Raw genomic sequence first — 25,934 nt, 5'->3', positions numbered from 1 at the left:
GTAACAAACATGGCCGTTATGCCTAAAAACGTAAAAAAAGCTCGAATTTGTGACCTTAAAAATATGATTTTGCCAGAGATGGCGCCTGACCAATTGAAGATCTTAGGGGTCAAACTCGAAGATTTCTATCCTGATAATCTGGCGGATACTCAAGCCAGCAATGCTGGTGGCATAGAGCTAATTAAACTGCTTGAACGCAGAACAAATGAATTACTGAGGCTTGGGAGCGAACTTTACGTTAACAAAAACCACCATTCATCCTCGCAAATTGAATTGGTACAGCAAAACATACACGTATTTATGACTCAATGTATGACGCTATTAAAGCTCGCCTCACCTTCAATGCCAGAAAGTGAGCCCTATTACAAAATAATAGATCGACTCGTCGAAACGGCGGTTTATATTGGCTATTACGCAGGTAGCAATGACACTTTAGCCCTGACTGATAGATACACAGATTTAGGTTTCGAGGCAACTGTAACTAGAACGCAAGCTGGCGGCCAAGGCAAAGCGAAAAAAACTATCTGCCTAAAAGAATTAGTGATTGAAATGGCAAACTGTATTTACCTTGACCCTGATTGTGTTGCAGCCTCAAAAGAAAATGTAGCTGAAGCCATATATTGGATTATTCGAGACTTCTCGGCGAAAGGCACAAACAAGGGCATCTCTGCATTATTGAAATTTAGCGACCGTCACCCAGAGCAACACACAATCTACAACTGGATTAAAACTATCACAAAACCAGTCAATCGATTAAAAACGCCCAAACCGAGTCTCGCCGTAATCAAGGCAAAATTAAAAAGATCCTTCACAGATAAACAAATCTCATCAAAAATAAAATAGCTAATATTAACAACATCTTGAACCTTATTTTAAACACTTCTGCTTAGCAGAAGGGCTAGCATCACTCCTACATCTCGACAAAATCACTCCCGAACTAACCTAAACGGGAGTGAACATGAACCCATCAAATCACGAATCCTCAGATCGCCTTGTACGCGAAGCCGAACGTAAAAGTATTACCTCGATCTCACGTACAACGGCATGGCAACTAGAGCGTAAAGGCCTTTTTCCAAAACGCCGCCAGCTATACCCACAAAGCAATCATGTCTGCTGGCTATTATCCGAACTCAATGCATGGGTATCCAACCGCGAAAGTATCAATTAGGAGAGATAAATGATTAGTAAACCAGATGCGCTACTTGCCATGTATTTAGACGACAACAGGCTCATAACAAAGAGTGAAATTCAACAAGCCTTAGGTATCAGTCGCTCGACTTTGTGCAGATGGATTTCTTCAGGGAAATTTCCAGCGCCGAAAATAAAAAAACATGGCTTGCAGCGCTGGCTATTCAAAGATGTGCATGAGTGGTTAAACGAATAAAACCAAAAAGCAGGTTAAGCCTGCTTTTTTTAGCGCAGCTCGTGACACACTTTGAGTCAATCTGTGCACAGCGCCAAACAACGTCAATGAGCTGCAAACCTTAACCAACAAGCCTAATCAATACTTCACAGCCCCGAACAGCGGCGGATATTAAATAATATACCCGCGCCAATCGTTCAGGCTGTCAAATATTCAAGAATAATAAAATGACAAAGCAAACAGCAACTACCAACGCCCTATCGACTTCGAGAAATCAAAACCGTCACTTTTGCATTAATAGCCATAACTCGGCCTTATTCCCATATAAAAATCACGCATACGAAGTCTACAAACCTAAGGCCCTAGACCTTGACTATCGTTCACTTAAAACCATTATCGCTGACTACGAGATAATGCTAAGCCATTACTGTAGGGTGTTAGTTTGTCGAATTGATTTACATCCCCAAACGGCCTCAGCAGATAATCAAGCCATCAGCCTGTTTCTCAATAATTTGGAGAGCACGCTGTCATCAAAATACCGAACAAAAATCATTTTTCACTGTGCTAGAGAGCAAGACGGTGCAGACAAAGAGCATTACCACCTAGAACTAATGCTGAGCGGTCATAGGGTCCAGCACTCATCGAAACTCCTTTCCTTAGTCAAAAATATGTGGAAAGAGCAAGGCACTGTAGCCTTCGTTGATAAGCCATATTGCATTATTCGACGAGGCAACAAAGCCTCAATAAAAGTGGCCTTTTACCGCTCCAGCTACCTAGCTAAGGAGCATACTAAAGAATTAAATGGAAAGGCGAAGGGCTTTATCAGCAATAAGCTCAAGCCTTCTGCACGCTTTGATTTATCGACGGATCTCATGCTGGTTGATCCACATATCACCTTCGAACAAAAGCACCGTAAGCAATTATATAAAGCTAATCCACCCGCTACCTCATCAGCTAACCCTAAAGCAGCGACAAAGACCAAATATGGCTGGTTTGTGACCTTGGACCATAGTCAACAGTTGAAAGAATGTATCGCATCAAGAACCAGCAGCCTATCGCACCTGCTCGATGCAACCGAACTCGAACATGCCATGCCGCTTGATCACACATATAGAGGCTTACAAGCACCCCATGAACCGAGAAGCGGCCACATACCACTCTAAAAAATGATCAGCTTGCCGGTGATTTATTAAACAACGACAAACAATCTCGAACAGGAGTTAGGAGGGTGATCAAAAACAACCCATTGATCATAAATAAACAACGCTTAGCAAAAGAGGACGGCAGCAAGCATCTCTCATTCCATACCCAAACCCATATATGCCCCCCCATTTTTTTTGCATCGACTGAGCTAACACCAAGTCAATTCGCCGCACAAATGACATTTGATATGAGGGCTCAACGCAAACATGGGGATAATTACAGCCATCGAGTACGCAATTGCGCTTTCGTCCGCAATTATCAAAAGGAATTTAAACAGCATCAGATGACACTATGGGATTAAAGCAAAGCGCTTGACTAGGCTTAGACCGAAATCGCTTATATGTGCCGTTTAACGCCTCTACGCTTAAGGCTAAACAAGCCAAACTTCAACAATCTGCGTTGTACCCTGCTCAGGTCTAATCGTTTTTAGGCCTGAGCCATTACCACTACAGCGCTTTAAATCGCAAATCTCTAGTAGACTATGCCCTCGTCGCGCTCTTTCTTGATATCAGCCTGCCTAGCGCGTTTTTGCGCAGCGGTAAGTGGAATAGCCGCCAGCTCAAGCATCGTATCGTAGTTTTCATCTGGGGTGACGTCACAACCCATGCCACGTAATACTGAAATCATTCTAGGTATCGAGCAAATTACTTCACAACCACCCTCATGGGATATATGCCCACCTAGCAAGACGCCATCTAGAATATGAGAAAGGCGACGGATGAACTCAGGGGGAACTGAGTCAAATAGATAAGCTGAATGGAGCTCCTTCTCATAGGACCGGCGTGTTCCCCAGGGCTTTGCCACCAGTACAAACACATCAATGTCACCACTCACTAGCAGCTTAACGAACGCCATCCTCCACCTCCATTTGAATCATTAGTCTGATAAAAAGTTGAGCCAACGGCCTTTTAAAACTCCAGAATCCACACCGAGTAAAACGTTAATTAATTCCGATTTGTCGGCACCATAATTTAACCTGCATCTTGGTGTCATCGGTAAATCCTATTCGTGTTTTGTTAATCACGATATTGTTAGCCCTATGAGGTGTCTGTAGCCCCCACAATTGAGAAGAACGGCACATCACCAACAGAATTTCTTCTCTCAAAGCTTGCGGGATTAGTGTCCGCCTCAGGTATTCTTGTGCCGCCCAAACACTTGGCAAGCTGGTGGCAAAACTTTGTACTTGGTCCATATTGGTAGAGGCATAAGGGACTAAATTAAACACACTGATATGCTTTGATGCCAGTTCACAATTCCCATCAAACAAACTATTGGCAACTGGCTTAAACCATTTATCCCAACCCGGTATCTGATAAGGATAAGACTGTAAACCATCAAGTTGAGCAAACAACCGCTCTTTCAATGCTGTCGATGCGACAACCTCAGCAGTGCTTTCATCACGGCTAGGATTGGCGTAGCACAACACGATTTTCGCTGTTTTTAAAGGGCCAAAGAAAGGCCCCGGTGGCAAGCCAAATTCAAACTCGCAATCAATGGCTTTATTTAAATCATGATGAAGCTCATCAAGCACTACTAGATCATCAGGGTGCTTAGTCAGTCCCATTGCTAGGCAAGAGTTCCAATATTCAAAGAAGTCCATGCTCTATCCATCCTTAAAAACTTAACCACCAAGGTGACATTCCTTAATCTCGACATCCCGAATTAAGGAAAAGAGTGGCTATTTTTTCTTTGCATTTCCTTTAAAAATCTGCTCATTATGGTATTTCATATAATGAGCCTGCTCTTTTTTAAGAGTATCAATAGATGTACCCTGCTCTATGCCCCACAATTCTAATACTCTTTCCACATTAGCATTGGCACAAAGCAATGCTCCACTTGAGCAATCAAAGGTTATCCACCCTCTGTCGAACAAACGATCAATATGAGGGGCTAACCAAAGGCCGTTGTATCCATCAAGACACTCTTTATCATTGCAATGACGCCACGGCTTTATATGACTTGCTGTAAGGAACTTTTTATCCTTAATTTTCGTGATCCGGCAATCAGTTTCAACTTTCGATAAGTTTTTTCGATACTTACCGTGTCCATTGCGAGCTTCGATAAGCTGCTTCTTATTTTTATCACTTCTGCTACTCTGCTCGATTTCCTTGCTTCGTTGCTCTTCATCTTTTATTGCTTTCTGCTCATCACTTATATCCTGCTCATCCTCAGTCATAATTTCTGAGTCAACTGGATCCCATACCTCTTTCAGCGGTGAACGATAAAATTCAATATCATCTGTACCTAACCGCTTAGATTCTCGTTTTCGAATACCCAGTAAAAGCTCATCAATTTGCCAACAAAACAACTTATTAACTTGCCTTGATGTTATGTTCTCAAAAGCTTGTACAATTTGCTTACGCTGCGTATTACTGGTTATCCGCTCAAATTGCTTGGGGAACAATAAAAACAGAAGGATATGCCTGAATTGACGGTTAGAAGTATCTTCTATTCCTTCTAACCATTGCGCTAAGGTCTGCCCCTCAGCAAGTAACTCGCCCCGCTTTTCTGGTTTCTCTTTGTAAAATGCCAACATCACATTGATAAAATAAGTGAGTTCTCGCCAACGATTGGTATTAAAACTTACCCCCGTTTTTGCGTATCCACCTAAAACGCCATCTGTGAGTAGTTGATGCCCCTCATCAAATGCTTCTCCACTCCATTCCCACACTCGTTTAATGTTGCTTCTTTTTGTCCTTGTCGAAATGTTTATTGAAGCCAAGGACATAAACCAAAGCATTTCAGCTGCGAGCCTTATAGTATTTGCTGATGAATTCCTCAGTTGGTGCTCAAGTTTGGTAAAAAAATCTTTATCAGAACTAGGATCTGGGTGTTTGACAAAATCCTCATATAACTTTTCAAAATTCGCGTAATTCCATGTTCTTGTATTAGAAAAAACCCCTCGGGATTGGAGCAGGCATTGCTCTTTCCATACATTTACAGCACTGAGGATGACTTTTAACTTTTGGTCGCTTTTTCGAAAACTCATTTATTAATTCCCTTTATATAATGGATTTGAACGATTGCCCCACTACACCACCAGCAATTGAGCGTGATCTCTCAACCACTCTTTGCACTCACGGTAATCGGGCATCACCCGCTCAACCTCTTTCCAGAATTGTGGCGAGTGGTCGTGATGCAGCAAATGGCAAAGCTCATGTACGACAACATAATCAACGATGCGGTTAGGTGCTAACACAATCAGCCAGTTAAATTCTAAGTCGCCGTAAGGGGTACAACTGCCCCAACGACTCTTAAAGTCCTTGATGCGCACTACAGCCGTTTCAACCCCCACAACCGATTGATAGCGGTCTACCTTTTCACGGATTTTCTTATCAGCGTTGCGCTTATACCAGTGGACTAACGCACGGCGCACAAAATGCGCTTGCTTGGCATATTCAGGCACAGTAACTGTAATTTTCCCATCAACCAATTTGGTCGGGCTCACTTTGCCGCTAACGACTTTCAAGCGATAGTTACGACCTAAATAAGGGAATGCTTCGCCAGAGACATACTCCTTGCCACGCAATGGCCGCGCCTCCGCATGAATCGCCAACTTTTCGAGAATCCATTGATGCTTAGCGGCCAGCAGCTGGTGGACTTTCTCCGATGGCAGCGCTTTTGGCACTACCACCGCAACCACGCCCTCCTCCACTTTAATGGTGGCGGATTTTCGACGCGAGGTACGTTCAACCCGCACCTCGTAGCCCGCTTGTTTAATTACTTCAATCTCTTGCATCGCGGCGGCTGTCACTTATTGCCAAACTTGTGCTTAGCCAGTTCAACAAAGCGGTCTTGCAGCGTTGCCACCAGCGCTTTATCGCCAAAAGGCTGCTCCAATATCACTCGCTTAATCTTTTTCTTCATCCGTTTAATTTCGTCTTCTTTATTGAAGAAATCGACGATCTGAGTCGCATCATCCAATACTTGTACTAGCGCTTGTGTCGTTGACTTAATTTGCTCATGCAATGCTTCATCAATCATATCGCCGTCATGGATACGGGTGACTTCCGCTAGCAGAATATTGTAAAAGGCGAACTCGGTTTCACTCAGGCCAAAATTTTGCGCCGCTTGCTTATGTGCAGTGCTCAAGTCATTGGTCATGTCCAACAACAACTCTAGCTGGCGCTCCCAATTACCCGCCGTCTTCTCAATAATATCGCGTAAGCGCAAGCTCAACGAACGGTAATACTCGGGGTCATCCTCTAAATTAATATTGATGTGATGCTTAAGCGCACTTTCAATTTCGGAGGCCTTTGACTCAGGCGATTTAATCTTTTGCACATGCTCTTTAAAGTTAGCGGCCAGTAAATCCACGGGCGGGATTTTCGGATCTACGCCAGTACTCAAAATGTGCTCGTCCACCAGCTGGCGCACCTTCTCGCCCACATCCAGCAAATCCATACCATCGTCACGATAACGATTACGCGCCGCATGATGCACCTTGCCAAAGAAGGTCATATCCGGGATATAAGGCTTAGCTGAAGCATCAGGCAAAATCACGTTCAATTGCTTGGCAAAACGCTTGTAAGCCACCTCAAACTGCGCCCGAACAGCATCGTCTTTCAAGACGACAACATAATCATCAACGTCATCACTGGTCACGCCTTTGAAAAACGCCTTAAGCCGCGTATGCGCAGCTTGCAGTTTAGGCAACTCATCTTTAAGGCTTTGGTACGTGCCTTCGATATCATCGCTACTAAACAGCTCTAATGCATCGGTGAGATAACTGGTTAAACCGTAGTAGTCCACCACATAACCGCACTCCTTGCCTTTGTAGTTTCGGTTCACCCGCGCAATCGCCTGCATCAACGTATGGTCTTGCAGCTTACGGTCGATATACATCACCTGCGCAATCGGCGCATCAAAGCCGGTGAGCAGCATGTCTTTCACGATCAAAAAGGCAGTGTTATCAAACTTGCGCTGTTTCTCATCTGTGCCCGGTGCATCTGTACCAAACGGCTTCTTAAAGTTAGCGATAACCTTCTTCTGGTGAACCTTATCGGTGTATTGGGCAATGTACTGCGGGTCATTATGATCACCGGAGATAATCACCTCTGATGGCGGCGCCTTTAACTCGTCTAAGGTCTTTTTGAAGAGGGTTGCCGCGTGGCGACTGCCAACGACGATCATCGCCTTAAATCCATCAGGCCGAATGCGCTCACGGTAATGTTTCAACAGGTCGATACACACCCAACGAATGCGTGCGGGCGCTTCTCGCACCGCCTTTTCAACGCCATATTTACGCTTAATCTCTTGCTGTTCTTCTTTGGTGTAATCACCGAAATACTCTTCAAACAGAGCATCGAGCGATTCCCCCGCCACAGCGGTTTTTACCTCACGGCCTTCATACAGCAGCCTTACCGTGGCGCCATCCTCGACAGCCTCATTGATTTTGTATTTATCAATGTAACCACCAAAGGCGGTATCCATCTTTTGGGTTTTCAACAATGGCGTGCCGGTAAAACCGATTTTGGGCGCGTTCGGCAAAGCGGCGTTAATGGTAGTCGCTAAGCCACCAAACTGGGTACGGTGCGCCTCGTCCGCCAGCACAATAATCTTGTCGGAGGTATTGATGTTAACAAAGCTCTTGTCGCCCTGTTGCTGCGCCTCTTTTTCTGCGTCTTGGAACTTCTGCACCATGGCAGTCACCAAGTCTGAGCTGTCTTTTTTCAGCAGGTCACGCAGCGCGGCAACCGAATCCGCGTTATATACGGTTTCACCTTGGGCACCTTGAAAGGTGGTAGATAGCTGCTCATCTAGTTGCGTTCTATCGGTAACAAACACCAACTTATATTGCTTAAGCTCGGGGTCATGGCGCATTTTTACCGCCAGCATCACCATAGTCAGCGACTTACCACTGCCTTGGGTATGCCATACCACGCCCGACTTCTCCTTGCGGGTTTTGCCAGTCTTTAATTGATGAATCACTTTATTCACCGCGCGGAACTGCTGATAACGCGCCACTTTCTTAATTAAGCGGCCATCATCAGGTTCAAACAGAATGAAGTTACGCACGATATCGAGAAAGTTCTCACGGCTAAACATCCCCGCAAGTAGCCGTTGCTGCGCGGTAACCTTCGCGACTTGGTAATCTGCTGGTGGCTCAGCCACTTGTGGCTGCTCACTACCCGCAGCGTCAACGCTGGCAACAGGCTGCTCTACCGTTAACTTTTTAGCTAATGGCACCACGTTATCGCTATCTACTTGGGCAATCTGCGCATCAGTCAGCGGATAAGCATCTTTCCAATCACCATAATATTGTGCGGGCGAGCTAATAGTGCCCACACGGGCGATATCCCGGCAGGTCGATACCATCAGTTGGTTATACCAAAACAGCTTTTCTGCGCCCTCAAAATCTTCAGGATGGCGCTGATTAGCGTAGCGCCGCAGTTGGTCAATGCCACACGCAACCGGCGTAGAGATAAACGGCGATTTACACTCAATCACCGCCAGCGGCAGGCCATTCACAAAACAGACGATGTCAGGAATGATGGTTTGCTTTGTACCTTCCACCTTAAACTGATTGGTGCAGATAAATTCGTTATTGCTGACATCATCAAAATCAATCAGCTTAACCGTTTGGCCTTTCTTGCCCTTGCCAATGTCTTGTTCGACCGAGAGATAGCCCACCATGGTTTGATAAAAGCCGTGGTTATACTCCATCAAGCCAGCGCATTGCGGGTGCGTAATCTCGCGGACTACCTTGCGCAAGTTCTCTTCATTGATCCACGGGTTAATGCGTTCAATGGCCTGCGTTAAGCGTTTAACCAGCACTACATCGCGTAAGTAATCACGCTCTTGATTGCTATGCTCTGGTGCCAGCGTTTTACCGGGAACGTAACGCCAGCCTAGCTGATGGAGCTGCGCAATGGCGGGGCGTTCTACCTTGTCAAATTCATCATTGCTCATGAGGCAACACCCTGCCCACCAGCAACACGTTCATGCTCGGCTTCGGCAGCGGCGACGGTGCTGGAGATGTGTTGTTGAATACGTTCAACCACCTGCTCTACGCCATTCTTCTGCATTAGTTCACCAAGCGAACACTCGAAGCCACAAACGAAACATTCCACTTCATTTTCATCTTTTTGGGGATTAGGTTCTAAAGAAAACTCTGGGTAAGCAGTGGCCGCCCACACCGTGTTATACAAGTTGTAATCAAACAATTTGTAAGGCGCGCAGATCGTGACTCTAAGCAAACTCAGTGCGTTATCAACATTTGGGGTCAACTCCAATGCGTCTAACTCATTGGAATGACCATCACCATGGCTATCAACACCGGTATCAGAGATCACGGCAAACTCTACAAAATAATCACCTACATCAATTTTATTCTTATCTTTATCAGCGAACTTGTAATAGAGATATGAAGTATTCATCGCGGGCAACAAACGCCATGGGTCGTATGTTGTGACGTTATATTGTCCACTTGGGACGCTATTAAAATCAGCATTACCCCAGTAATAGAAATCAAGCTCTAGCATGCTCGCCATATCACCTATTGCGGGCACAATACGTTGATAATACGCCGCCAATAAACGGTGTGCGGTACGTACCTGCAATAGCAAATCATCTACTTGTTCCATGTGCTGATGTCCTTGAGTGAAATGGGGTGCGCTGTGGCAAACGCGGCGAGGTCGTGCCAACTGTGTGGTGCTTGGGTCGCTGAAAACGGTTGCGGTTCTGGTTGAACTGGCGCTTTGGGGGGCGGTTTATCGCGCAATAGCGCTTGCTGTAAGCTGAGGCGTGGTAGCGGGTGGTCAAGTAACGTTTTCCAGCTATAGAATTGTGTTCTGAGCTGATACAAGCCCGCGGTTTGCAGAATGTCAGCAATTATGCGCTTATCTTGTGTATTTGGCTCACACGCTAACTTACCATTATCGAGTTCCAGTAAGTCGTTAACGACTCGTTGCCACGCCACGGCATTAATACCATCAAGTTTTTTACTGAGCTGTTTAGCCCAGTTACCAAACACGAATTTGTTTGGTATACGCCCAATGGCTAAAAAAAACAGTGGTAGCTGGCTGCGCTCTCCAGACAGAAGAAACGACTCAACCTCACGCTGCCACTGGTCAATGTCTTGGTCTCCACCATTAGGTGGCTTGATCTCCAAAATCACGGTAGCACTAGCAAAATTAAGGACTACATCTGGCTCAACCCTTCTCTTTTGGTCATTACTCACCAATTGATAACTAGGCCAGAAATCGATCTTTTCAAAGTCATCAAACGCTGGCTCAGTCACACCAAGCCAGCGTTGCATAAGCGTTGCTTGCACTGGCGCAGACAGATAGGCAAAGCGGCCAAATACCGCCGCTGTCATCAAGTCTTCCCGTCCCTTGAATACTTCACGCCAACTTATCGACTGGACTTTGTCGCCGTCGATACGTCCCGCCTTTCCATGGAGAATTGCCTGTAACATTACCCGTCCTTGCTAGTCGATATTTACCCGCACCTTACCCGTTAACAGATCCTGCATCAGGGCTTTTTTAGTATCATTCAGTTTTGACAACTTATTTTCAGTCAATTCTAATTTTCGAAAAACACTATCAAAAATATCTACTAACTTTTGTTGCTCAGTGACCGAAGGAACCCCAACCAACATTTTGTCTACTACGGTTATGTAAATATGCTTGATGGTTGAACCACCAGCATTTTCTAACATCTCTTGCTGATATCGGGGTGAAGCAAGTAGATAGAGAAGAAACTTAGGGATTACTCGCTCATTTGGTGTTAAAACCGCAACAGATTGATTGATGCAACAATTACTGTCAGTTACTAAAGCAACGCGCCCCAATGTTCCATCTTTGGTCAACAAGATATCATTGACCTGTGGGCGACTTTTACGAGTAAGCAAATTATCAAAAGCTTCTTGGGTAGTTTTACGCGACGTACTGTACTGAACCTTGAGGTCATTCACATCTTTAGCCGTGATCATATATGGGCCAACTTCGGCCTCAGGCATTGGGTTTGTAAACCCATAAGATATAAATGTCGTGAAATTTGCGAGAGGCTCTAAATCCCACGTCTTAGGAATCCAGCCGACAGGGGAATCCTTAAACTCAGTGTGAGGTTTGCCATCGACGCCGACACCTTGGGTTAACAGCTCCTGCATCATGCCGGTTTTCAGGTCTTTGAGCTTGTCGATTTGTGCCTGTGTCTTCTCAATCACCTGATCCACCGAGGTCAGAATCTTGGCGATTTTTTGTTGTTCAGGGAGTGGTGGTAACAAAACATCTAGATCACCTAATATCGCAAGGTTTAACCCTGCGCGACCGCTTCCCCCAGAGACCCCTCTTAACTCTTCATAGCGGCTATCAAGATTGTGATACAAAAAATCGGGATAAACTGATTTATCCTTGACAATAATTGCAGCAATAGATTGATTTGTCGTTAACTCTATCTCACTGATAGCAACCGTTCCACGCGTTTTCCCCTGTCCAGCTAGAGCCACCAATATAGACTTTGAAGGAAACATTTTCGCACTGCTATTTTCTAAGCCGAGCGTTGTTATACAATTATCAACACTATGCACGCGTTTTTTGTGCACTTCTCCAGAAGACATCCATGGAATAGTACCATTCTCCCAATATTCAGTTACTTGCGTGCTAGGTGTTCCTCCTGCTGATAATTTAGAAGTATCTCTAACAATTTTTAACATCCAACCATCTGGAACCCGCTCACTCATAACCCAGCTCCTTGAGATAGCCTTGCATCACGCTCTCGGCGGTTGCGACTTCATCATCGAGTTGCTTGAGTGATACGTGGTACTTGTCCCACCAGCGCTCTAATTGGCTGATGATGGCGGATGTGGCATCCGTGGCAAACTCGCGGATCTGCTCTTTGGCGCTGATATCGGTGCGGAACTGATAGTAGCCTTCGGACTTCAGCGTAAACACGCTACTGACATCGAAGCCTTGCAGGATCTCTTCTTGAATGTATTCGCTCTCGACCTCGCGCACGGGCACGCCGCCATGGAGGATGGCGCGGACATCAAAGATCTCTGCTGGTGGCGCGGTATCGACGTAACGGCGAATATTGAGGTTGTAGTCGTTGTCAGCTATCTCGCTAATGTCGACCACTTGGGCGTAACGCTTGATGTTTTGGTAGTTGTTAAAGGTGGTGACGATTTTCTCAATATCTTGCGGGCGCAGTTTGTTTTGATTTTTGCCCTCTTCGTACTCCAGCTCGCCATTGATAAACAGCACCTTGCCTTTACGGTCAGCCGCTTTGCGTTTATTGATAATTAGTAGGCAAGCAGGAATACTGGTGCCATAGAACAAGCCAGATGGCAGACCAATGACTGCTTCCAGCAAGTCATCTTCTAGAATGCCCTGACGGATCGCCTTTTCACTGGAGCCACGAAATAGCACGCCGTGCGGCATCACCACGCCAACCATACCCTCGGCATTAGTGCTGGCAATCATGTGCTGCACAAAGGCTAAGTCACCGGCATCTTTTGGCGGAGTGCCATAGGGGAAACGGCCAAAGCCGTCGTTATCGCATTCATCCTTGCCCCATTTCGCCAGTGAGAATGGCGGGTTGGCAATCACGCGGTCAAAGGCCATAAGCTCGCCGCCTTCGGTATGCTTAGGCTCGCGCAGGGTATCGCCCTTACGAATATCGGCACTGAGCACGCCATGCAGGAACATGTTCATCTTACAGATGGCCCATGTGTTTAGGTTCATCTCTTGGCCGAACAGCGACAGGTTGCCGGGGTTCTCGCCATGGGCTGCTAGGTAGTTACGGGTTTGCACCAACATACCGCCGGAGCCGGAGGTTGGGTCGTAGATACGCATGCCCGCTTTAGGCTTGAGTAAAGCCACCAGCAGCGATACCACTTCACTTGGGGTGTAGAACTCACCGCCCTTTTTACCCGCGCTGTCGGCAAACATTTTGATGAGGTATTCATAGGCGGTGCCGAGCAAGTCTGGCCGCTCAAAATCTTCATTACGCAGGCGGTATTTGCTGAAATGCGACAGCAAGTCGCGCAGCTTTTTATCAGACAGCTTGTTTTTAATGTTGAAGTCGATAGTGACCAACACCCCTTCGAGGCTGCTGTTGTACTCTTCAATCGCTTCGGTGGCTTTGTTGAGCGTGGCACCGATATCGTGTTTAAGGTCTTTCAGCTCTGACCAACGGGCCGTTTGCGGCACAAAGAAGGTTTTATCGTATTCGTCTTCATCTTGCGCCAGCGCCTCGGCCTGCTCTTGGGTTTTGCCTTTATCGAGATAATACTGCACCACGCTTTCTTGCGCTTCTTCGAAAGCATCAGACAGGCGTTTTAAGAACATCATGCCGAAGATGTAGTCTTTGTATTCTGAGGCGTCCATATTGCCGCGCAGGATATCAGCGGCTTCCCACAGGAAGGATTCAAGCTGTTGGAGAGTGAGTTTCTGGGTCATTGAACAATGCAACCTTAAAATGATTCTGGGCGTATCTTAACACCTACGAACCAAATTGGATGTGTGAAATGTATCGATTTCAGTCTGTTAATTGTAGGGCCTAATTGACAGGCATAGACGCGGTTCAAACGACGCCGATATATTGCCCAAAGCATATATGGAACCGAACAAAATCCGCTTAAAAGAGAAAGGCTGGTAAATATCTCGCTTCACCAAAAAATAGCTTTAGTGAATCACGAGTATCTTGAACAAATGATATTAGCGGGACTCAGCTCACCACAGCACACAAAAATCGTTCACTCAGCCCCAGTCTTACGTTCTAAAGCTGCTTCGGTAAAGATCTTAGTAATTGCTGAGTCGGCAAGAAAACCCTCGCTAAATTGCTCTTTGTTTCTCAGAATAAACCCTCTCAACGCGGGGGGAGATTTCAGGTTATAAATTCCTAGTTCTTGCCGCGCAGCTGCCATATTGAAATGATGTTTTTTGATGATGGTTTCCACTTCACTGAATATTTTGCTAACAGTTTGCTCGCTTTGAATTGGCACGGCCTCAATAAATGCGCTTGGAATGCGGGAATTTTCCTCTCTCAGTAGACGCTCAATAAGGTCGTTGGTCACTACGACACTTTCGCCGAGTACAAAGAATAGATCCCAGGCAAAACGCTCCAACTGGCGGAAATTTCCCGGCCAAGGAGCCCTCATTATTTTTTCAAGGACACCGTCTTCATAAATGATAAAAATCTGTGAAAGCACCTGTTTCGCTTTACCATCAGTACTAAATGCTGGAAGTTCAAGTGATTTCCAACGGTAGAACGTCAGAATTTGTGTTAAAAACGCTTGGCCGTTTTCTTGTGCAAACAGCTCGTTGAGTGATTTAAATTTCACCACGTCACGAATGCGATGAAACAGATCAGGCCTTAACCGGCCTTCGGCCAGCAGACGTGAGACGGGCTCATTGACGGCAAGTACCACTTTTACATTGAATTTTTTCTTTGCCGCATCGTCCCCTACTTTACTAATCCAGACATCATTGCTGATGGCAGAAAGTAAATCCAGCAGCTGTGTTTGCGAGGCTAGGTTTGCACTTTGTAGCTCATCAAGGAAGAGCACGCCGTTGTCAGCCTCTTCAAAAAAACCTTTTTTGTTAGTCGCACCAGTAAATGCCCCTATTGACGAGCCCCGCATACGGGTTTCCAGCAATGTTTCACTGACGGCGGCAAGGTTAATCTCAACCATTGTTTTACCCATCTTCATAGACAGATGTTTAGCCGCAGCGCTTTTCCCTGTACCAGTATCCCCCTCAATAAGTAGGGGGCCAGGCTTGATGTGAATGCCTGTATCTTCATCTAACCTTAGCTGCGAATTTCTGGCAAAAAGTGACGCTAGCACGGCGTTAAAAATAGAACTATCACCACTGGTTTTATAACCGGATTTTGCCAGTGCGATAGAGGTATTCCCCGCGCTAAGTAATGCTGAAAACGAGCGTATAAATACATTACGCTCATCCGCACGATGCAGCACTGAGTTCGACGGCGAGCTATCTGGCAACAAAAAGACCGTTTTGCGCGCCAAGATAGCTCGCGCCTGGCTGACAAAATTGCGGTCCTGGGCCACGTCGTACCTATCTGTTATATATAAGCCAGAAAAGAGGTTATGTTCATTTTGCAAAACAGCCTCAGGTCCCTTCTCTGCAATGTTTTCAACCCAGGGCATAAAGTCTGAGTACTTCTTTGCCAGCTCTTTGATATTTTCACTGCCTACGATCAATGCCAGCGCCTGCTTCCATTCACTCATCACGGCCTGTGAAATGATGTCGCTAATATACGGTGTAAACGAAACCGTTTGTTGGGTAGATTCCAGGCTGACTTGATGCCAATAAGGAGCCAAATCCTTGGGGGATTTTTCTTCGCTAAAATTGATAACCCTAAATTCCATTATATCGACTTCATCATTTAGTGAACCACCAAATGATGATTCCATCATCAAACAACAAAGTCAATCTAAGCCATAAACAAATAAAGCATTGATAAATAAATATTATTTTCAATTTAAAAACTTGGCACGCGATTAGCAATCGTAATGTCACTAAACAACAAAGGAGATATAGCTATGAATATACAAATTGTGACTCCAGACCAAATCAGTAAACTGTTAGCTTTTATTTCAGTTCAAGCCAAAGGGACAAGCTTCGAAATCCCTGCTAGCTTGCTTCACAACGTTGAGAGCGAACTGCGTGATTTCTGCAAAGCACGTCGTATTAGTGTTGAGTTTGAAGATCCGTCAAGCGACCGTATTTTTGTCTTTTGCGCCACAGGAGCAGCGACCGGCACGGTGATGGGCGCTATTTTAGGCGGTATGATTGGCGCGTTGACAGGGGCATTGCTAGGAACGGCAGCAGGGGCAGCCTTAGCGCAAATACGTATTACTGTCGCCCCAATAGGTGACAGCGACAATCTAGTCCTGACGTTAGCCTAACTTTTTGCAGTGAACACTGGTGCTGCATGGCACAGCACCTCCTTACAAGGAATTATTATGAGCAAAGCTCTTTCACTCGTTGATGTTTTACAGCGGTCTCTGGCCCAAAATAAGGAAGACATAACACCACTGCTTGGCTACCTTGGCACCAACCAAGATGAACTGGCTCTGGAAATGAAACGCCACACCACTGGCGCTGATGCGAATAAAATCGCCGATTATCTGCGCAAAATGGGCAGCAACGACTTTGCCAACCTATTTCGCAGCGGTCCTGGCGTCGAGTATAACGAAATCGTCTGTGACGTTGGTGAAAAGCTCAAGGTTAAAGGTGTAAGTGAAGGCAAGTCAGTAGAGGTCAACGAAGAATTAATTATTCAGCATCTCTTTTCCGATGCATTAAAACAAATGAGCGATGAAGAACGCAGCGCTCTAATGCGTTCAATGAATCTTTCAGAAAAAGATCAAGGAGCGATAATCGCTGGCGCTTTATTGGCCTCGCAGGTGATGCTTAACCAGTTTGGTGGTTTCGCGGTGTATCGGATGTCCGTCATTCTGGCCAACATGCTGGCTCGCTCATTGCTAGGCAATGGTCTCAATTTTGCTGCAAATGCAGCATTGGTGCGCGGCGTGGGAGCATTCCTCGGTCCAATTGGCTGGATTGTTTCCGGTGCATGGTTGGCTGTAGAAATTGCGGGCCCAGCTTTTCGTAAGACGGTCCCTGCAATAGTACATATAGCCATGTTGCGTCAGAACGTATTGAAACGTATAACCATTAGCGTGGTGGGAGATGGTTCCGTCGGCAAAGATGCGCTCTTCAAAAGCGTATTCGGTGTCGATACCGGTAATATAAGCCCCATTGCTGGCTCAACATCCGATACAAAAGTGTATGACCTTGGCCCTACAGGCAGCATTAAACTAATTAACTTCCCAGGATTTCACGACATTCGCTCTGAGGTTAATGACTTGGTGAATGACAATATCAAGCATACGGATTTGTTCTTACTGGTGGTCGACGTCAACCGTGGTGTATCGGATCATGACAAGGAGACACTGAAGAAATTACAGGCAGAGGGAAAACCTATATTGATCTGTCTGAACAAAGTAGACATGCTTCGTCCGGACGATAAAGAGGAGATGCTTCAGGTAGCAAAAGCACGCTTGCAGAACCTCTATCTGATTGAAACAGCGTTTGACCCAGATCCGCGCTTGTCACAGGATGGCCCTATTGGTACACAAGCCGTGTTTGACTGGGTTGTAGATCAGTTAGAGGCCCAGGGTAAAGAGACTACGCACCTAAAAGCTGATCAATAATAAGTACTTTGCAATGCAACCAGGGGCTAGCCCTTGGTTGTCATACGTTTGTCTTGAACGCTCTATCTAAGATGCTGAAGCTCGCGGTTTAAATTTAGATTATCATCATAAAAACATCGTTAAACCATGCGAGATCGGCACAATCCCGACCTTAAGACCTAAAGGCTTAAATAGTCGGTCGAGAATATCACCTCCATCCAATTATGTTGGCATCCCAATACCCAACTTAATCAATACAATGCTCTCTTTCTGCCATTACGCAACCTCGGGATTCGGTTTAAATTGTGAACCTAACCAGCAAAGCGCATAATTGCTCGCAACGGGTTAATCGGTAACGTCATATATGAATATTGCGCGAGTAAAAAAGCTGGTGGACGACTTACAAGCCGAAATGCCATTTATCCGTCGGCTCAACAGCAAACAGGATTATTTAGCGGCACTCAACTTAGTTGAAGCGCTAATTGACGACTTAGATGCTAATGGGCTGCTGCTCGATTTACTCGTATTAAGGATTAACGAATACGAAGAACAGAGTGACGAATTCAAAGATTTTAACAACGCGGTCAAAAATACCGATAAAGGTACCGCCGTGCTGCGCGTGCTAATGGATCTGCACGGACTTAAGGTTACCGATTTTCAACATGAAATCGGCGACGCCACAACCGTTTCCCTGATAATTGATGAAAAGATGCCATTAAGCCTTGCCCAGCGCCATAAATTAGCCGTGCGTTTTAATATCCCCTGCGCAGATTTCATTTAAATCGTTCACCCCATAACGAGAGTTGCCCTCGTGATTGAGAATCGATTGCTTGCAACTCAGTACTGAAAAAATCACTCAAAAGGAATGGCTATGTTATATCCAGTAGCAATCGAAATGGGCGACAACGAACACGCCTACGGGATTATCTTTCCCGATCTACCGAATTGCTTTTCCGCAGGCGACACGCTAGACGAAGCGCTTAACAACGCTCATGAGGCTGCTGAAATGTATCTCGAAGATTTGGCTAAACGCCAAATACCACCGCCACAGGCAAGCAATTTAGAAACGTTACAAATGGTTCCTGAATACCCTGGCTGGTCGTGGGCGATTATCGACATAAACATCCAGCCCTATTGCGCTGTTCTGGTCTAATACCATCGGACACTTAATTTTGAGACAGTATGGTCAATAAATTAAGAGGTCTATATGAGTCTGAAGAAATCACATAAGAGTTATCCGCAGGCATTTAAAGATGAAGCTGTCTTGATGGTGCTAGAACAAGGTTATAGCGTTGCCGATGCTGCAAAGTCTCTTGGAGTTAGCACGAGCCTACTTTACAACTGGAAGGAAAAACACGAAGCCAAGAAACAAGGTGTCTCCACAGAAGAGTCTGAGCGTGATGAGTCATTAGGGGTCAGTGATGACGAGGTGAAATTTTACGATGCACTCGCCAACAACGAAGCCGCGGTGCTTGAGCTAGGCGATGAAATCTTAAAGAAAATCGCCCATGAGCCAACCGATAACCTAAGGGCCAATATCAGTGTGGATTGGTCACAACGTGAAAGCGTTCGCGCTAAATTACGCATTATGGTGAAGCGAATATTACGTAAATACAAATATCCGCCCGACCAAGCTGATGGCGCAGTGCAATTGGTTTTACAACAAGCCGAGGCCTTAGGCGAGCAATGGGCCGCCTAAGGCCCAACAGAGATAGGCACAATCCCGACCTTAAGACCAAAAGGCTTAAATAGTCGGTCGAGAATATCGGTCTTAAAACTACCACGGTCGTTCTCAACGTCCGAGAGGGTCTTGCGCGATACTTTAACCAAGTTTGCATACTCATCTTGCGTGAGTCCTAGCACCTCAACTCGCAGAGCTTTCAGAGCTTGCCCTTGGCTTAGCTCACTGCGTAAGAGCCGTTGTGTGATAGCGTTAATCGCATTCTTGCGTTCTACCGTATTAACACCGCCTGATTGCTTAGAGGCGCGTTTAGGGGTTGGCTTTATTGGAGCATCTCCAATATTTACGGGTTGCCGATGCTGTGACGCCTCAATCGCAATATCACTCCGTTGCTGACGATTAGCTCTAAGACGGGCGATGGTATCTTTAGCCGTTTCAGTAGTCGTTTGTTTATCACTCATGCTAATCCCCAACGCGTTAGTTTGTCTTCGAGGTAAGCAAAGCCAATTGCTGGCATGTCGATAATGCGCAGTGGCACACCACGCTCTATTAAGCGTTGCTTTAAGCCAAGGCATTGCTGGGCTGTACGTTTTAAATCTATCAGTAGCTCCTGAGCAGGCACCAAATCAGTTAATACCTCAGCAATGCCCAGAAAGTCATACTCTCCCCCGATTTCAAGCGGGGCTTCCCACTTTGTGGTTCTAGCTATGCCTTCTGGGTCAGCTTTCATCGGTGCAAAGTCATAGATAGGCGCAAGCCTTATCCAACCATCGCCCCTAAGAAACGCGGTATTACGCCCGTGATTATCACTATTGCCAAATAGGATATTGAGTAAGTCTCGCCGCACCCACTCAATGACAAAAGCACGCACATCAAACTGATAACCTTGCTCTAAGACCATATGGCTATGAGTGATTTTATCGATCAACGCTCTTATGGTTTGCTCATGGTCTAAGGTAACGCCCGCGCCTTTACCCAAAATCGAATAGACCGACTCCATCGCATAACGTTGTTGGCCTAGTTCGTTGAAGTAAATATCAAAGCGCGGCAACCATAGCGATGGGTAGGAATGGCCTTCTTCGAGCCGCATATTAGCCGTAGGAATGGTCTCAAAGCCCATTTCAGCCAATTCGTGATAATAGTGGTATTCCGCGCGTAAGATATCGCAGTCAATAGGCAACCGAGCGCCTCTTGGGTATTTCACCAGATAATGAAGGTCACGGTTTTGCGGTTCGTCTTGATAGCTATCAATCCAGATATTTTGCTCATCGTCGCAACGTAACAAAAGCTTGGGCGCTTCGCCGCCAGCCCCTGTTGCGCCACCAGCGGCAGCGCCTCGATGTTGCGCATAATCCAAAAAGTCAGCAGCTCGATTCCTAACGTCGTCTACGGTGAATTTCAGTGTATCAGCGATAGCGGTGCGCTTAGGCAAAGATTCCTTTACCCGCAAATTACCCACGGGAGCGATGGTCCCAAACTTCAAAAGTACAAAATTTTGCTCGTCTAAGGTCAGGTCTGCGATATCTAAATACTTAAGCCAATAGCGACGGCTTGCGCCGCTAGGCATGATGTCATCAAGAAAGCGTAACCATCCTGGTCTACCTAGATCGTCGAAAAAAAGGCTAACAGGATGGTTTAGCGAGACGGCGTGCAAGTCGTCTTTATCTAGCTCAGCTAATGCATATGCTTGCTCGTAATCTAACGAGGTAAGCCGATAATTACCTTGTTCGCTCTCAGGGAATGAGAGCTGTGCAATATCGCTCCATTGGCCATTAATGTACGCCTGAATGGTCAACTGTTCCATGAAAGCTCCCAAAGACATTATGAGTAGATAATTACTCATTAAACCCAAAATAAGTGATTAATGAGTAATTATTTACTCAAATACTACTTCAGCCTAGGAAAAATACAAAGTTTTTATGAGCTACTGACAGCGCCTACTCTGCAATAAGCCCAATAGCCACCATCGACCTCATGCCCGAGTGGCCTGCGCCATTCCCCTCCCAGGAAAATTGTTCGTCAGCTTTAACGTTTAAAAGGCCTTAACCAATAAAACAACGAATAGCCCTATCATTACACGCTATAACAGGTAAAACTTTTTTTACACGCTATAGGCGGTAAACACCTGCGACAATATGAAGGCTGCTTGTTCGCAAAAGATAAGCTGGTGGATAGAAAATAAGCCGATAAAACTTTTATCAGAGCACTCTACAGGCTTCACAAAGTGGGACTAATGTGGTGACTAGAATTAGCGACCTGGACAAATAAGCAAAGTAACATATTGTTTAATATTGAATTATTAAATATGCGCTACAGTCAGATCCAGAACGTCTAATGATGTTTCCGACTCATTACTAAAGCTTTAAAAAAGCAATAAATTGATTGGATTAATCTTTTTTATTTGAGATTGTTTGCTATTTTCTATGAAAAAGTGGGACTAAAGTGGTGACCAAAACTACTTAGCCCCACTCAATACAGTGCCCCAAATTCCGCTCAGTCATTGTTTTAATGAATTCGCCCACTAAAACGAGACTAACTTAGCGACTAAATCAATAAAAAGGCTAAATACCAAAGATTAACTAAATGTATTTTAAGCAGAATTAAAAAATACAAGATTCAAATCTATGATTGTAGATACACCTTACCAATCGATTACTATAACGCTACTCATTTTCCCAAATAGACAGAGGCTGGATAGAGCACCATTGCCAGAATTTTTGTTCGGCTAAATCACTGGTCTCTAAAGGAATTCGTCCTTCAAACAGACGCCAATTATCCTCGGAAAATTTCAATGCATACTGATAAAGGTGTCCCTTAGCATCCTCAAAATCGGATGAATCCTTGCCAAAGGCACTACCATCACGCATCAACTCCCAAGGGATACCTAACTTCTTCTTATGGTTTCTGAAAAAAGCTTCGGTAAACACACTGGCGGAGCCTCCGACCTCTTTACAGTTATTCCATCGCTGACAACGATAGTAAAGCTGGTAACCTTCGGCAGAACCATCTTCAGCTTCCAACGCAACATATGGACATGGGCGTTCCCAAGCCTTTTACTGGCCTCTGCGACGCCTTTACGAGCCAGATCAACCTCATGGGGCTTAGGAATGGCCATTTCCAATAGCAAGTCATAGCCGGATTTTTCCTCAGCGATGGAAATAGAGGCGACGCTGAGCAACGAGACTCAAAGTAAAAGATTCATGCTAAAAGGAAATGAGCGAAATGACATCTTTACAGCGCTTCGTTTAAAGAAGTTATTGTGTGGATTAGCCAAAAAAAGGATAAGGCCATCACCTGATAGCCTTTGCCCCATGTGCCGTTGTTATTAACGAATACTCGTCTTCGAAGCGGTTTAATAATTTTACGCTTAAACATAGTTTCACTCCTTGAATCATAAAAAGAATTCCATGGTTATTACTAAAACAATGTAACGATGATTAAATCACTCAGAAAGATAAAAATAAATTAAGCTATAAACTCTAAAAAAGTAATTATTTAGTATGACGACATTAGTTGAATTCGTCCCTTTAGATTGTTTTTGCGATAGATATTTTGAAGATGCATTTTCACTGTGTTAAGTGAAACATTCAATGCTTTGGCAATCTATTGCTGATAAATGTGAGACTAAAGAACTATTTCTGACAACTTGCCCATGAAATCCAGCTCTTAGCAATGTAATTTCTATTTGAGTATCGTGATGATTGACGACAGCGACATAAACTGTTGATTTTTCATGTCGCAATACCAATGCGGGAGATGTTTTTTGTGTCCAGTCGACAAAAATAACTCGATTAATATATTGTTGTTCATTGTTTGATAGTGCCTTTCGTAAACACAATCCATTCGTAAAATAAATTTTTTTCAACTCTGGTAACAAGTCAAAACCTTCTCCCTCCAGACGAATACCATTTCGTATATTCATATTCATACGTACATTCTCATATATCCATATATATCACTCGGGAAAAACATTACTCTAGTTAAACAAACTCTGAGTATGACATTTCAATTTTTTTATTGTACGATCCTTCGCCTAATTAATAAGCTAAAGTAAAACCTCCCCACTGAAAAGGATTTTTTATGGGACAAAATACATTATTGAGTGCTGTACTATTAACCACCACTGCCTTTGGTGCCAATGCAGAACAGTTGTTCATTCCTTTCTCGGATGCTAAATCTCCTGAAGAAAAACGCATCCACTTTACGCCCTTTGATATTATCACCGCAGTAAATGACAATAAGTTGACTCTTTTGACTGTCTCTGGACAGTTGACTCGGCAAAGCGTTGAACTACCTGAAAGTTATAGCCCTGAGCATGTTATCAATAATTATTTGGCTCAGATGAAAAAGCTCAATGCTGAGGTTTTATTTAATTGCAAGGCTGCATCCTGCGGAGATGGCCAAGCAATGCAGAGTCAACTAAAGCCACTTAGAGAAGTGAATGCCGACTATCACAGTGCTTACGTGGCAGCAAAAATGAAAGGTACAAGTGGTGATGTTTACAGCAGCATCTATGCCGTTAATCGTGAGGGCAGGTACACCTACATACAGGTCGATATTCTTGAGGTAATCCCAGAGCCGCTTGATCTGATTCAGGCAAACAACAGCTTTTTGCAACAGGCGCCAAAGGAGATTGAGATTAAAGACAAACGCAGTGAGGATGCACAAGGATCGGCTGATCATCCTTTGCTGGGTCGCATGCCCGGCAGTTATATCGCTCACTACAAACAAATCAATTTTACGCAGGTGCCTGTGATTGTGGGAATGACCGGAAGCGATTACCAAACCAAGCCACTAGCTGCCAAGCTCACCCAAATCAGTTATCGCATGCCAGAGAGCTATTCTCTATTTGAAATCAACAGCAATTATGCCGCAGCGGCACAAAAACTGGCCGCAGAACGAATATTCCATTGTAAAGGTACCGCCTGTGGTGACGATGACAGCCTGATAAAAGCCATGGGCTTATTTAAAGATGATCAAGATGATGAGGGGCAAGAGTACCAGCTGTTTCAACTCAGCCATCCGCAGGGCGATGTATATTTCGATATCTATTCACAGGGATATTCCAATGGTACACCGACTGACACTACTGTTAGAGTAATGGAACTCTCGGCACTGAAGGATGATCGGGTGGCGATTAATCTCGATGCGTTAACCGATGCTATCTCGCAAACAGGTAAGGCGACGTTGGAGGGCTTGCTGTTCGATTACGACAGTGAGCGCATGCTGCCCGAGTCCAAGCCAGTATTAGAGGTGCTAGCAACTTATCTTAAGCAAAATCCTGCTCTGAGTTTTTATGTGGTCGGTCATACCGATGATAAGGGCGAGCGGAGTTACAATCAAAGCCTGTCAGAACGCCGTGCTGCTGCCGTGATTAAACAACTGAATGAAACGTTTAACATTCCATCCGTCCAATTAACAGCCCATGGCAACGGTGAATACAGCCCAGTCGCGAGTAATGCTAACGACACGGGGCAGCGTTTGAATCGCCGAGTCGAGCTGGTGCTTAGATCTGACAAAAAATAGTCAATAACCTGAACTAGTGTAAGCAAAGTTGAGCTAATGGCTCTCCCCGTGATCGGAGCTTTCGAATAAGAGAAACTCCATCACTCAGGAGAGTAAAGCGGCTGCTATAGCAGATCTCAAATAGCAAGTGGCTGGGGAGAAATTAATGACGTAGGGCTATCTCCCATTTCAAGTGCTGTCTTTTGGATTAGTGGCGTATGGAAAACCGGATCCTGTGCCACTTCTTTTATGCCGTTAATACAAAATTGCATTCCCATACACACCAATAGAAACCCCATAATCCGCGTCATAGCATCAATACCCGTAGCACCGAGGATTTTACAAACGGGATCTGCCAGCTTAAGTACGCCCCAACTGATCAGGCTCATCAAAGCAAAAGCCGTCACCATAGCGCTATAAATCGTAAAACGGCTGTATTCATCGGGCAGCTCAGCAATTTGGGCTGCACCACTAATCACCAACGCCATAGTGCCAGGCCCACACATACTTGGCATCGTCAGCGGCACAAAAGCAATACTTTCATTAATATCGACATTATTAGCCTGTGCTGGCGTAGGAAATAGCATTCTAAAACCAATAAAGCCGATAATCAGCCCACCCGCTAATCGCAAACCAGGGATTGAAATACCAAATAGCTCTAAGATTGAAGAGCCAATAAAAAAGCAAACACAAAGAGTGCAAAATAGGTAGATAGCAGCCAAGTTAACCTGATGCCGAACATGTTCGCGAGACATCCCCTTACTCAGCCCCAAAAGTAGAGTGGCCGTAGTAGGCGGATTAACCATCGGTAATAATGCTAATAAAGCAAGAACCACGACTTGGAAATACATCCTGCACCTCGTATGAGAAATGATAAATAAAACTTATCTAACCAAGACTAATTTTATGTGTAACAGATGAAAACTCAAAATATCTGTATTTTTATGTATCGATACAAAACAAAGCGGTTAGGCAGCCAATTTAAAAGAGCACAACCTTTACCCTCCTGCACTTTT

26 protein-coding genes are annotated in these 25,934 nt (G+C 45.0%); 10 read left to right on the top strand and 16 right to left on the bottom strand.

What is annotated here, in order from left to right:
• The first annotated feature begins 9 nt into the window (after window positions 1–9).
• The 4 genes from SPUTW3181_RS01710 to SPUTW3181_RS01695 all read left to right on the top strand — a co-directional run bounded on the left by SPUTW3181_RS01710 (window position 10) and on the right by SPUTW3181_RS01695 (window position 2,526).
• Window positions 10–843, top strand: a complete 834-nt coding sequence (locus tag SPUTW3181_RS01710) for a hypothetical protein (RefSeq protein ID WP_011787726.1) — start codon at window positions 10–12, stop codon at window positions 841–843.
• 115 nt (window positions 844–958) lie between these two features.
• Window positions 959–1,168: a helix-turn-helix transcriptional regulator gene (locus tag SPUTW3181_RS01705; RefSeq protein WP_011919784.1), complete on the top strand. Its 210-nt coding sequence runs from the start codon at window positions 959–961 to the stop codon at window positions 1,166–1,168.
• Between the two features lie 9 nt (window positions 1,169–1,177).
• The gene (locus SPUTW3181_RS01700; protein WP_041407885.1) at window positions 1,178–1,384 is read left to right on the top strand and encodes a helix-turn-helix transcriptional regulator; all 207 of its coding nucleotides are present in this window, start codon (window positions 1,178–1,180) and stop codon (window positions 1,382–1,384) included.
• Window positions 1,385–1,590: 206 nt separating this feature from the next.
• The gene (locus tag SPUTW3181_RS01695) at window positions 1,591–2,526 is read left to right on the top strand and encodes an inovirus-type Gp2 protein (protein WP_011787724.1); all 936 of its coding nucleotides are present in this window, start codon (window positions 1,591–1,593) and stop codon (window positions 2,524–2,526) included.
• Window positions 2,527–3,037: 511 nt separating this feature from the next.
• Here the strand turns inward: SPUTW3181_RS01695 and SPUTW3181_RS22050 are convergent.
• The 10 genes from SPUTW3181_RS22050 to SPUTW3181_RS21305 all read right to left on the bottom strand — a co-directional run bounded on the left by SPUTW3181_RS22050 (window position 3,038) and on the right by SPUTW3181_RS21305 (window position 15,950).
• On the bottom strand, window positions 3,038–3,193 hold the full coding sequence (locus SPUTW3181_RS22050; RefSeq protein ID WP_227498136.1) for a hypothetical protein: 156 nt from the start codon (window positions 3,191–3,193) through the stop codon (window positions 3,038–3,040).
• Between the two features lie 313 nt (window positions 3,194–3,506).
• Window positions 3,507–4,097 (bottom strand): hypothetical protein, encoded by a 591-nt coding sequence (locus SPUTW3181_RS01680; protein ID WP_227498135.1) that lies wholly within the window; start codon window positions 4,095–4,097, stop codon window positions 3,507–3,509.
• Between the two features lie 147 nt (window positions 4,098–4,244).
• A complete protein-coding gene (locus SPUTW3181_RS21315) occupies window positions 4,245–5,555 on the bottom strand; it encodes an HNH endonuclease (protein ID WP_011787720.1) in 1,311 nt (436 codons plus the stop codon).
• A gap of 42 nt (window positions 5,556–5,597) precedes the next feature.
• Window positions 5,598–6,320 (bottom strand): M48 family metallopeptidase, encoded by a 723-nt coding sequence (locus SPUTW3181_RS01670; RefSeq protein ID WP_227498134.1) that lies wholly within the window; start codon window positions 6,318–6,320, stop codon window positions 5,598–5,600.
• Window positions 6,317–9,478, bottom strand: coding sequence for a type I restriction endonuclease subunit R (locus tag SPUTW3181_RS01665; RefSeq protein ID WP_011787718.1), 3,162 nt, complete (start codon window positions 9,476–9,478; stop codon window positions 6,317–6,319). Before SPUTW3181_RS01665 ends, SPUTW3181_RS01670 begins: the two co-directional genes overlap by 4 nt.
• The gene (locus SPUTW3181_RS01660) at window positions 9,475–10,152 is read right to left on the bottom strand and encodes a hypothetical protein (protein ID WP_011787717.1); all 678 of its coding nucleotides are present in this window, start codon (window positions 10,150–10,152) and stop codon (window positions 9,475–9,477) included. Before SPUTW3181_RS01660 ends, SPUTW3181_RS01665 begins: the two co-directional genes overlap by 4 nt.
• A complete protein-coding gene (locus SPUTW3181_RS01655) occupies window positions 10,140–10,985 on the bottom strand; it encodes a hypothetical protein (protein WP_011787716.1) in 846 nt (281 codons plus the stop codon). The genes SPUTW3181_RS01660 and SPUTW3181_RS01655 overlap by 13 nt, the downstream gene beginning before the upstream one ends.
• A gap of 12 nt (window positions 10,986–10,997) precedes the next feature.
• A complete protein-coding gene (locus SPUTW3181_RS21310; protein WP_011787715.1) occupies window positions 10,998–12,251 on the bottom strand; it encodes a restriction endonuclease subunit S in 1,254 nt (417 codons plus the stop codon).
• A complete protein-coding gene (locus SPUTW3181_RS01645; protein ID WP_011787714.1) occupies window positions 12,244–13,968 on the bottom strand; it encodes a type I restriction-modification system subunit M in 1,725 nt (574 codons plus the stop codon). Before SPUTW3181_RS01645 ends, SPUTW3181_RS21310 begins: the two co-directional genes overlap by 8 nt.
• Window positions 13,969–14,264: 296 nt before the next feature.
• Window positions 14,265–15,950, bottom strand: a complete 1,686-nt coding sequence (locus SPUTW3181_RS21305; RefSeq protein WP_011787713.1) for a sigma 54-interacting transcriptional regulator — start codon at window positions 15,948–15,950, stop codon at window positions 14,265–14,267.
• A gap of 126 nt (window positions 15,951–16,076) precedes the next feature.
• Between SPUTW3181_RS21305 and SPUTW3181_RS01635 the strand changes: the two genes are divergently transcribed.
• The 5 genes from SPUTW3181_RS01635 to SPUTW3181_RS22045 all read left to right on the top strand — a co-directional run bounded on the left by SPUTW3181_RS01635 (window position 16,077) and on the right by SPUTW3181_RS22045 (window position 19,431).
• Window positions 16,077–16,442, top strand: coding sequence for a hypothetical protein (locus tag SPUTW3181_RS01635; protein WP_011787712.1), 366 nt, complete (start codon window positions 16,077–16,079; stop codon window positions 16,440–16,442).
• Between the two features lie 57 nt (window positions 16,443–16,499).
• Window positions 16,500–17,753 (top strand): GTPase, encoded by a 1,254-nt coding sequence (locus SPUTW3181_RS01630; protein ID WP_011787711.1) that lies wholly within the window; start codon window positions 16,500–16,502, stop codon window positions 17,751–17,753.
• A gap of 343 nt (window positions 17,754–18,096) precedes the next feature.
• Window positions 18,097–18,513, top strand: a complete 417-nt coding sequence (locus tag SPUTW3181_RS01625) for a helix-turn-helix domain-containing protein (RefSeq protein ID WP_011787710.1) — start codon at window positions 18,097–18,099, stop codon at window positions 18,511–18,513.
• A 90-nt stretch (window positions 18,514–18,603) separates the two neighbouring features.
• Complete coding sequence (locus tag SPUTW3181_RS01620) at window positions 18,604–18,885, top strand: type II toxin-antitoxin system HicB family antitoxin (RefSeq protein WP_011787709.1); 282 nt, start codon at window positions 18,604–18,606, stop codon at window positions 18,883–18,885.
• Between the two features lie 54 nt (window positions 18,886–18,939).
• Window positions 18,940–19,431 carry a type I restriction enzyme endonuclease domain-containing protein gene (locus tag SPUTW3181_RS22045; protein WP_011787708.1) on the top strand — a complete coding sequence of 164 codons (492 nt, stop codon included), beginning with the start codon at window positions 18,940–18,942 and terminating at the stop codon, window positions 19,429–19,431.
• Here SPUTW3181_RS22045 and SPUTW3181_RS01610 read toward each other — a convergent pair.
• The 5 genes from SPUTW3181_RS01610 to SPUTW3181_RS21410 all read right to left on the bottom strand — a co-directional run bounded on the left by SPUTW3181_RS01610 (window position 19,428) and on the right by SPUTW3181_RS21410 (window position 23,341).
• On the bottom strand, window positions 19,428–19,874 hold the full coding sequence (locus SPUTW3181_RS01610) for a helix-turn-helix transcriptional regulator (RefSeq protein ID WP_011787707.1): 447 nt from the start codon (window positions 19,872–19,874) through the stop codon (window positions 19,428–19,430). The genes SPUTW3181_RS22045 and SPUTW3181_RS01610 overlap by 4 nt on opposite strands.
• Complete coding sequence (locus SPUTW3181_RS01605; protein ID WP_011787706.1) at window positions 19,871–21,217, bottom strand: type II toxin-antitoxin system HipA family toxin; 1,347 nt, start codon at window positions 21,215–21,217, stop codon at window positions 19,871–19,873. The genes SPUTW3181_RS01610 and SPUTW3181_RS01605 overlap by 4 nt, the downstream gene beginning before the upstream one ends.
• 859 nt (window positions 21,218–22,076) lie before the next feature.
• Entirely contained in the window at window positions 22,077–22,433 is a 357-nt protein-coding gene (locus SPUTW3181_RS01600; RefSeq protein WP_011787705.1) for a hypothetical protein, read from the bottom strand.
• A 475-nt stretch (window positions 22,434–22,908) separates the two neighbouring features.
• The gene (locus SPUTW3181_RS22305) at window positions 22,909–22,977 is read right to left on the bottom strand and encodes a hypothetical protein (protein ID WP_227498153.1); all 69 of its coding nucleotides are present in this window, start codon (window positions 22,975–22,977) and stop codon (window positions 22,909–22,911) included.
• A gap of 10 nt (window positions 22,978–22,987) precedes the next feature.
• The gene (locus SPUTW3181_RS21410) at window positions 22,988–23,341 is read right to left on the bottom strand and encodes a hypothetical protein (protein WP_011787704.1); all 354 of its coding nucleotides are present in this window, start codon (window positions 23,339–23,341) and stop codon (window positions 22,988–22,990) included.
• A 152-nt stretch (window positions 23,342–23,493) separates the two neighbouring features.
• On the opposite strand from SPUTW3181_RS21410, the gene SPUTW3181_RS01595 reads away from it, so the two are divergent.
• Window positions 23,494–24,939 (top strand): OmpA family protein, encoded by a 1,446-nt coding sequence (locus SPUTW3181_RS01595; RefSeq protein WP_011787703.1) that lies wholly within the window; start codon window positions 23,494–23,496, stop codon window positions 24,937–24,939.
• A gap of 116 nt (window positions 24,940–25,055) precedes the next feature.
• Here the strand turns inward: SPUTW3181_RS01595 and SPUTW3181_RS01590 are convergent, their stop codons facing one another.
• Window positions 25,056–25,769, bottom strand: a complete 714-nt coding sequence (locus SPUTW3181_RS01590; protein ID WP_011787702.1) for a MarC family NAAT transporter — start codon at window positions 25,767–25,769, stop codon at window positions 25,056–25,058.
• Between the last annotated feature and the right edge of the window lie 165 nt (window positions 25,770–25,934).

It is taken from the genome of Shewanella sp. W3-18-1, assembly GCF_000015185.1.
GTDB classification, from domain to species: Bacteria; Pseudomonadota; Gammaproteobacteria; order Enterobacterales; family Shewanellaceae; genus Shewanella; species Shewanella putrefaciens.
The sequence above is the reverse complement of the archived record's forward strand: the minus strand, read 5'-3'. Positions and strand labels throughout refer to the sequence as shown.

Coding starts and splice junctions, on each gene's coding strand:
- SPUTW3181_RS01710 (WP_011787726.1), top strand. CDS start 10: ATGGCCGTTATGCCTAAAAACGTAAAAAAAGCTCGAATTTGTGACCTT.
- SPUTW3181_RS01705 (WP_011919784.1), top strand. CDS start 959: ATGAACCCATCAAATCACGAATCCTCAGATCGCCTTGTACGCGAAGCC.
- SPUTW3181_RS01700 (WP_041407885.1), top strand. CDS start 1,178: ATGATTAGTAAACCAGATGCGCTACTTGCCATGTATTTAGACGACAAC.
- SPUTW3181_RS01695 (WP_011787724.1), top strand. CDS start 1,591: ATGACAAAGCAAACAGCAACTACCAACGCCCTATCGACTTCGAGAAAT.
- SPUTW3181_RS22050 (WP_227498136.1), bottom strand. CDS start 3,193: ATGATTTCAGTATTACGTGGCATGGGTTGTGACGTCACCCCAGATGAA.
- SPUTW3181_RS21315 (WP_011787720.1), bottom strand. CDS start 5,555: ATGAGTTTTCGAAAAAGCGACCAAAAGTTAAAAGTCATCCTCAGTGCT.
- SPUTW3181_RS01665 (WP_011787718.1), bottom strand. CDS start 9,478: ATGAGCAATGATGAATTTGACAAGGTAGAACGCCCCGCCATTGCGCAG.
- SPUTW3181_RS01660 (WP_011787717.1), bottom strand. CDS start 10,152: ATGGAACAAGTAGATGATTTGCTATTGCAGGTACGTACCGCACACCGT.
- SPUTW3181_RS01655 (WP_011787716.1), bottom strand. CDS start 10,985: ATGTTACAGGCAATTCTCCATGGAAAGGCGGGACGTATCGACGGCGAC.
- SPUTW3181_RS21310 (WP_011787715.1), bottom strand. CDS start 12,251: ATGAGTGAGCGGGTTCCAGATGGTTGGATGTTAAAAATTGTTAGAGAT.
- SPUTW3181_RS01645 (WP_011787714.1), bottom strand. CDS start 13,968: ATGACCCAGAAACTCACTCTCCAACAGCTTGAATCCTTCCTGTGGGAA.
- SPUTW3181_RS21305 (WP_011787713.1), bottom strand. CDS start 15,950: ATGATGGAATCATCATTTGGTGGTTCACTAAATGATGAAGTCGATATA.
- SPUTW3181_RS01635 (WP_011787712.1), top strand. CDS start 16,077: ATGAATATACAAATTGTGACTCCAGACCAAATCAGTAAACTGTTAGCT.
- SPUTW3181_RS01630 (WP_011787711.1), top strand. CDS start 16,500: ATGAGCAAAGCTCTTTCACTCGTTGATGTTTTACAGCGGTCTCTGGCC.
- SPUTW3181_RS01625 (WP_011787710.1), top strand. CDS start 18,097: ATGAATATTGCGCGAGTAAAAAAGCTGGTGGACGACTTACAAGCCGAA.
- SPUTW3181_RS01620 (WP_011787709.1), top strand. CDS start 18,604: ATGTTATATCCAGTAGCAATCGAAATGGGCGACAACGAACACGCCTAC.
- SPUTW3181_RS22045 (WP_011787708.1), top strand. CDS start 18,940: ATGAGTCTGAAGAAATCACATAAGAGTTATCCGCAGGCATTTAAAGAT.
- SPUTW3181_RS01610 (WP_011787707.1), bottom strand. CDS start 19,874: ATGAGTGATAAACAAACGACTACTGAAACGGCTAAAGATACCATCGCC.
- SPUTW3181_RS01605 (WP_011787706.1), bottom strand. CDS start 21,217: ATGGAACAGTTGACCATTCAGGCGTACATTAATGGCCAATGGAGCGAT.
- SPUTW3181_RS21410 (WP_011787704.1), bottom strand. CDS start 23,341: ATGAATATGAATATACGAAATGGTATTCGTCTGGAGGGAGAAGGTTTT.
- SPUTW3181_RS01595 (WP_011787703.1), top strand. CDS start 23,494: ATGGGACAAAATACATTATTGAGTGCTGTACTATTAACCACCACTGCC.
- SPUTW3181_RS01590 (WP_011787702.1), bottom strand. CDS start 25,769: ATGTATTTCCAAGTCGTGGTTCTTGCTTTATTAGCATTATTACCGATG.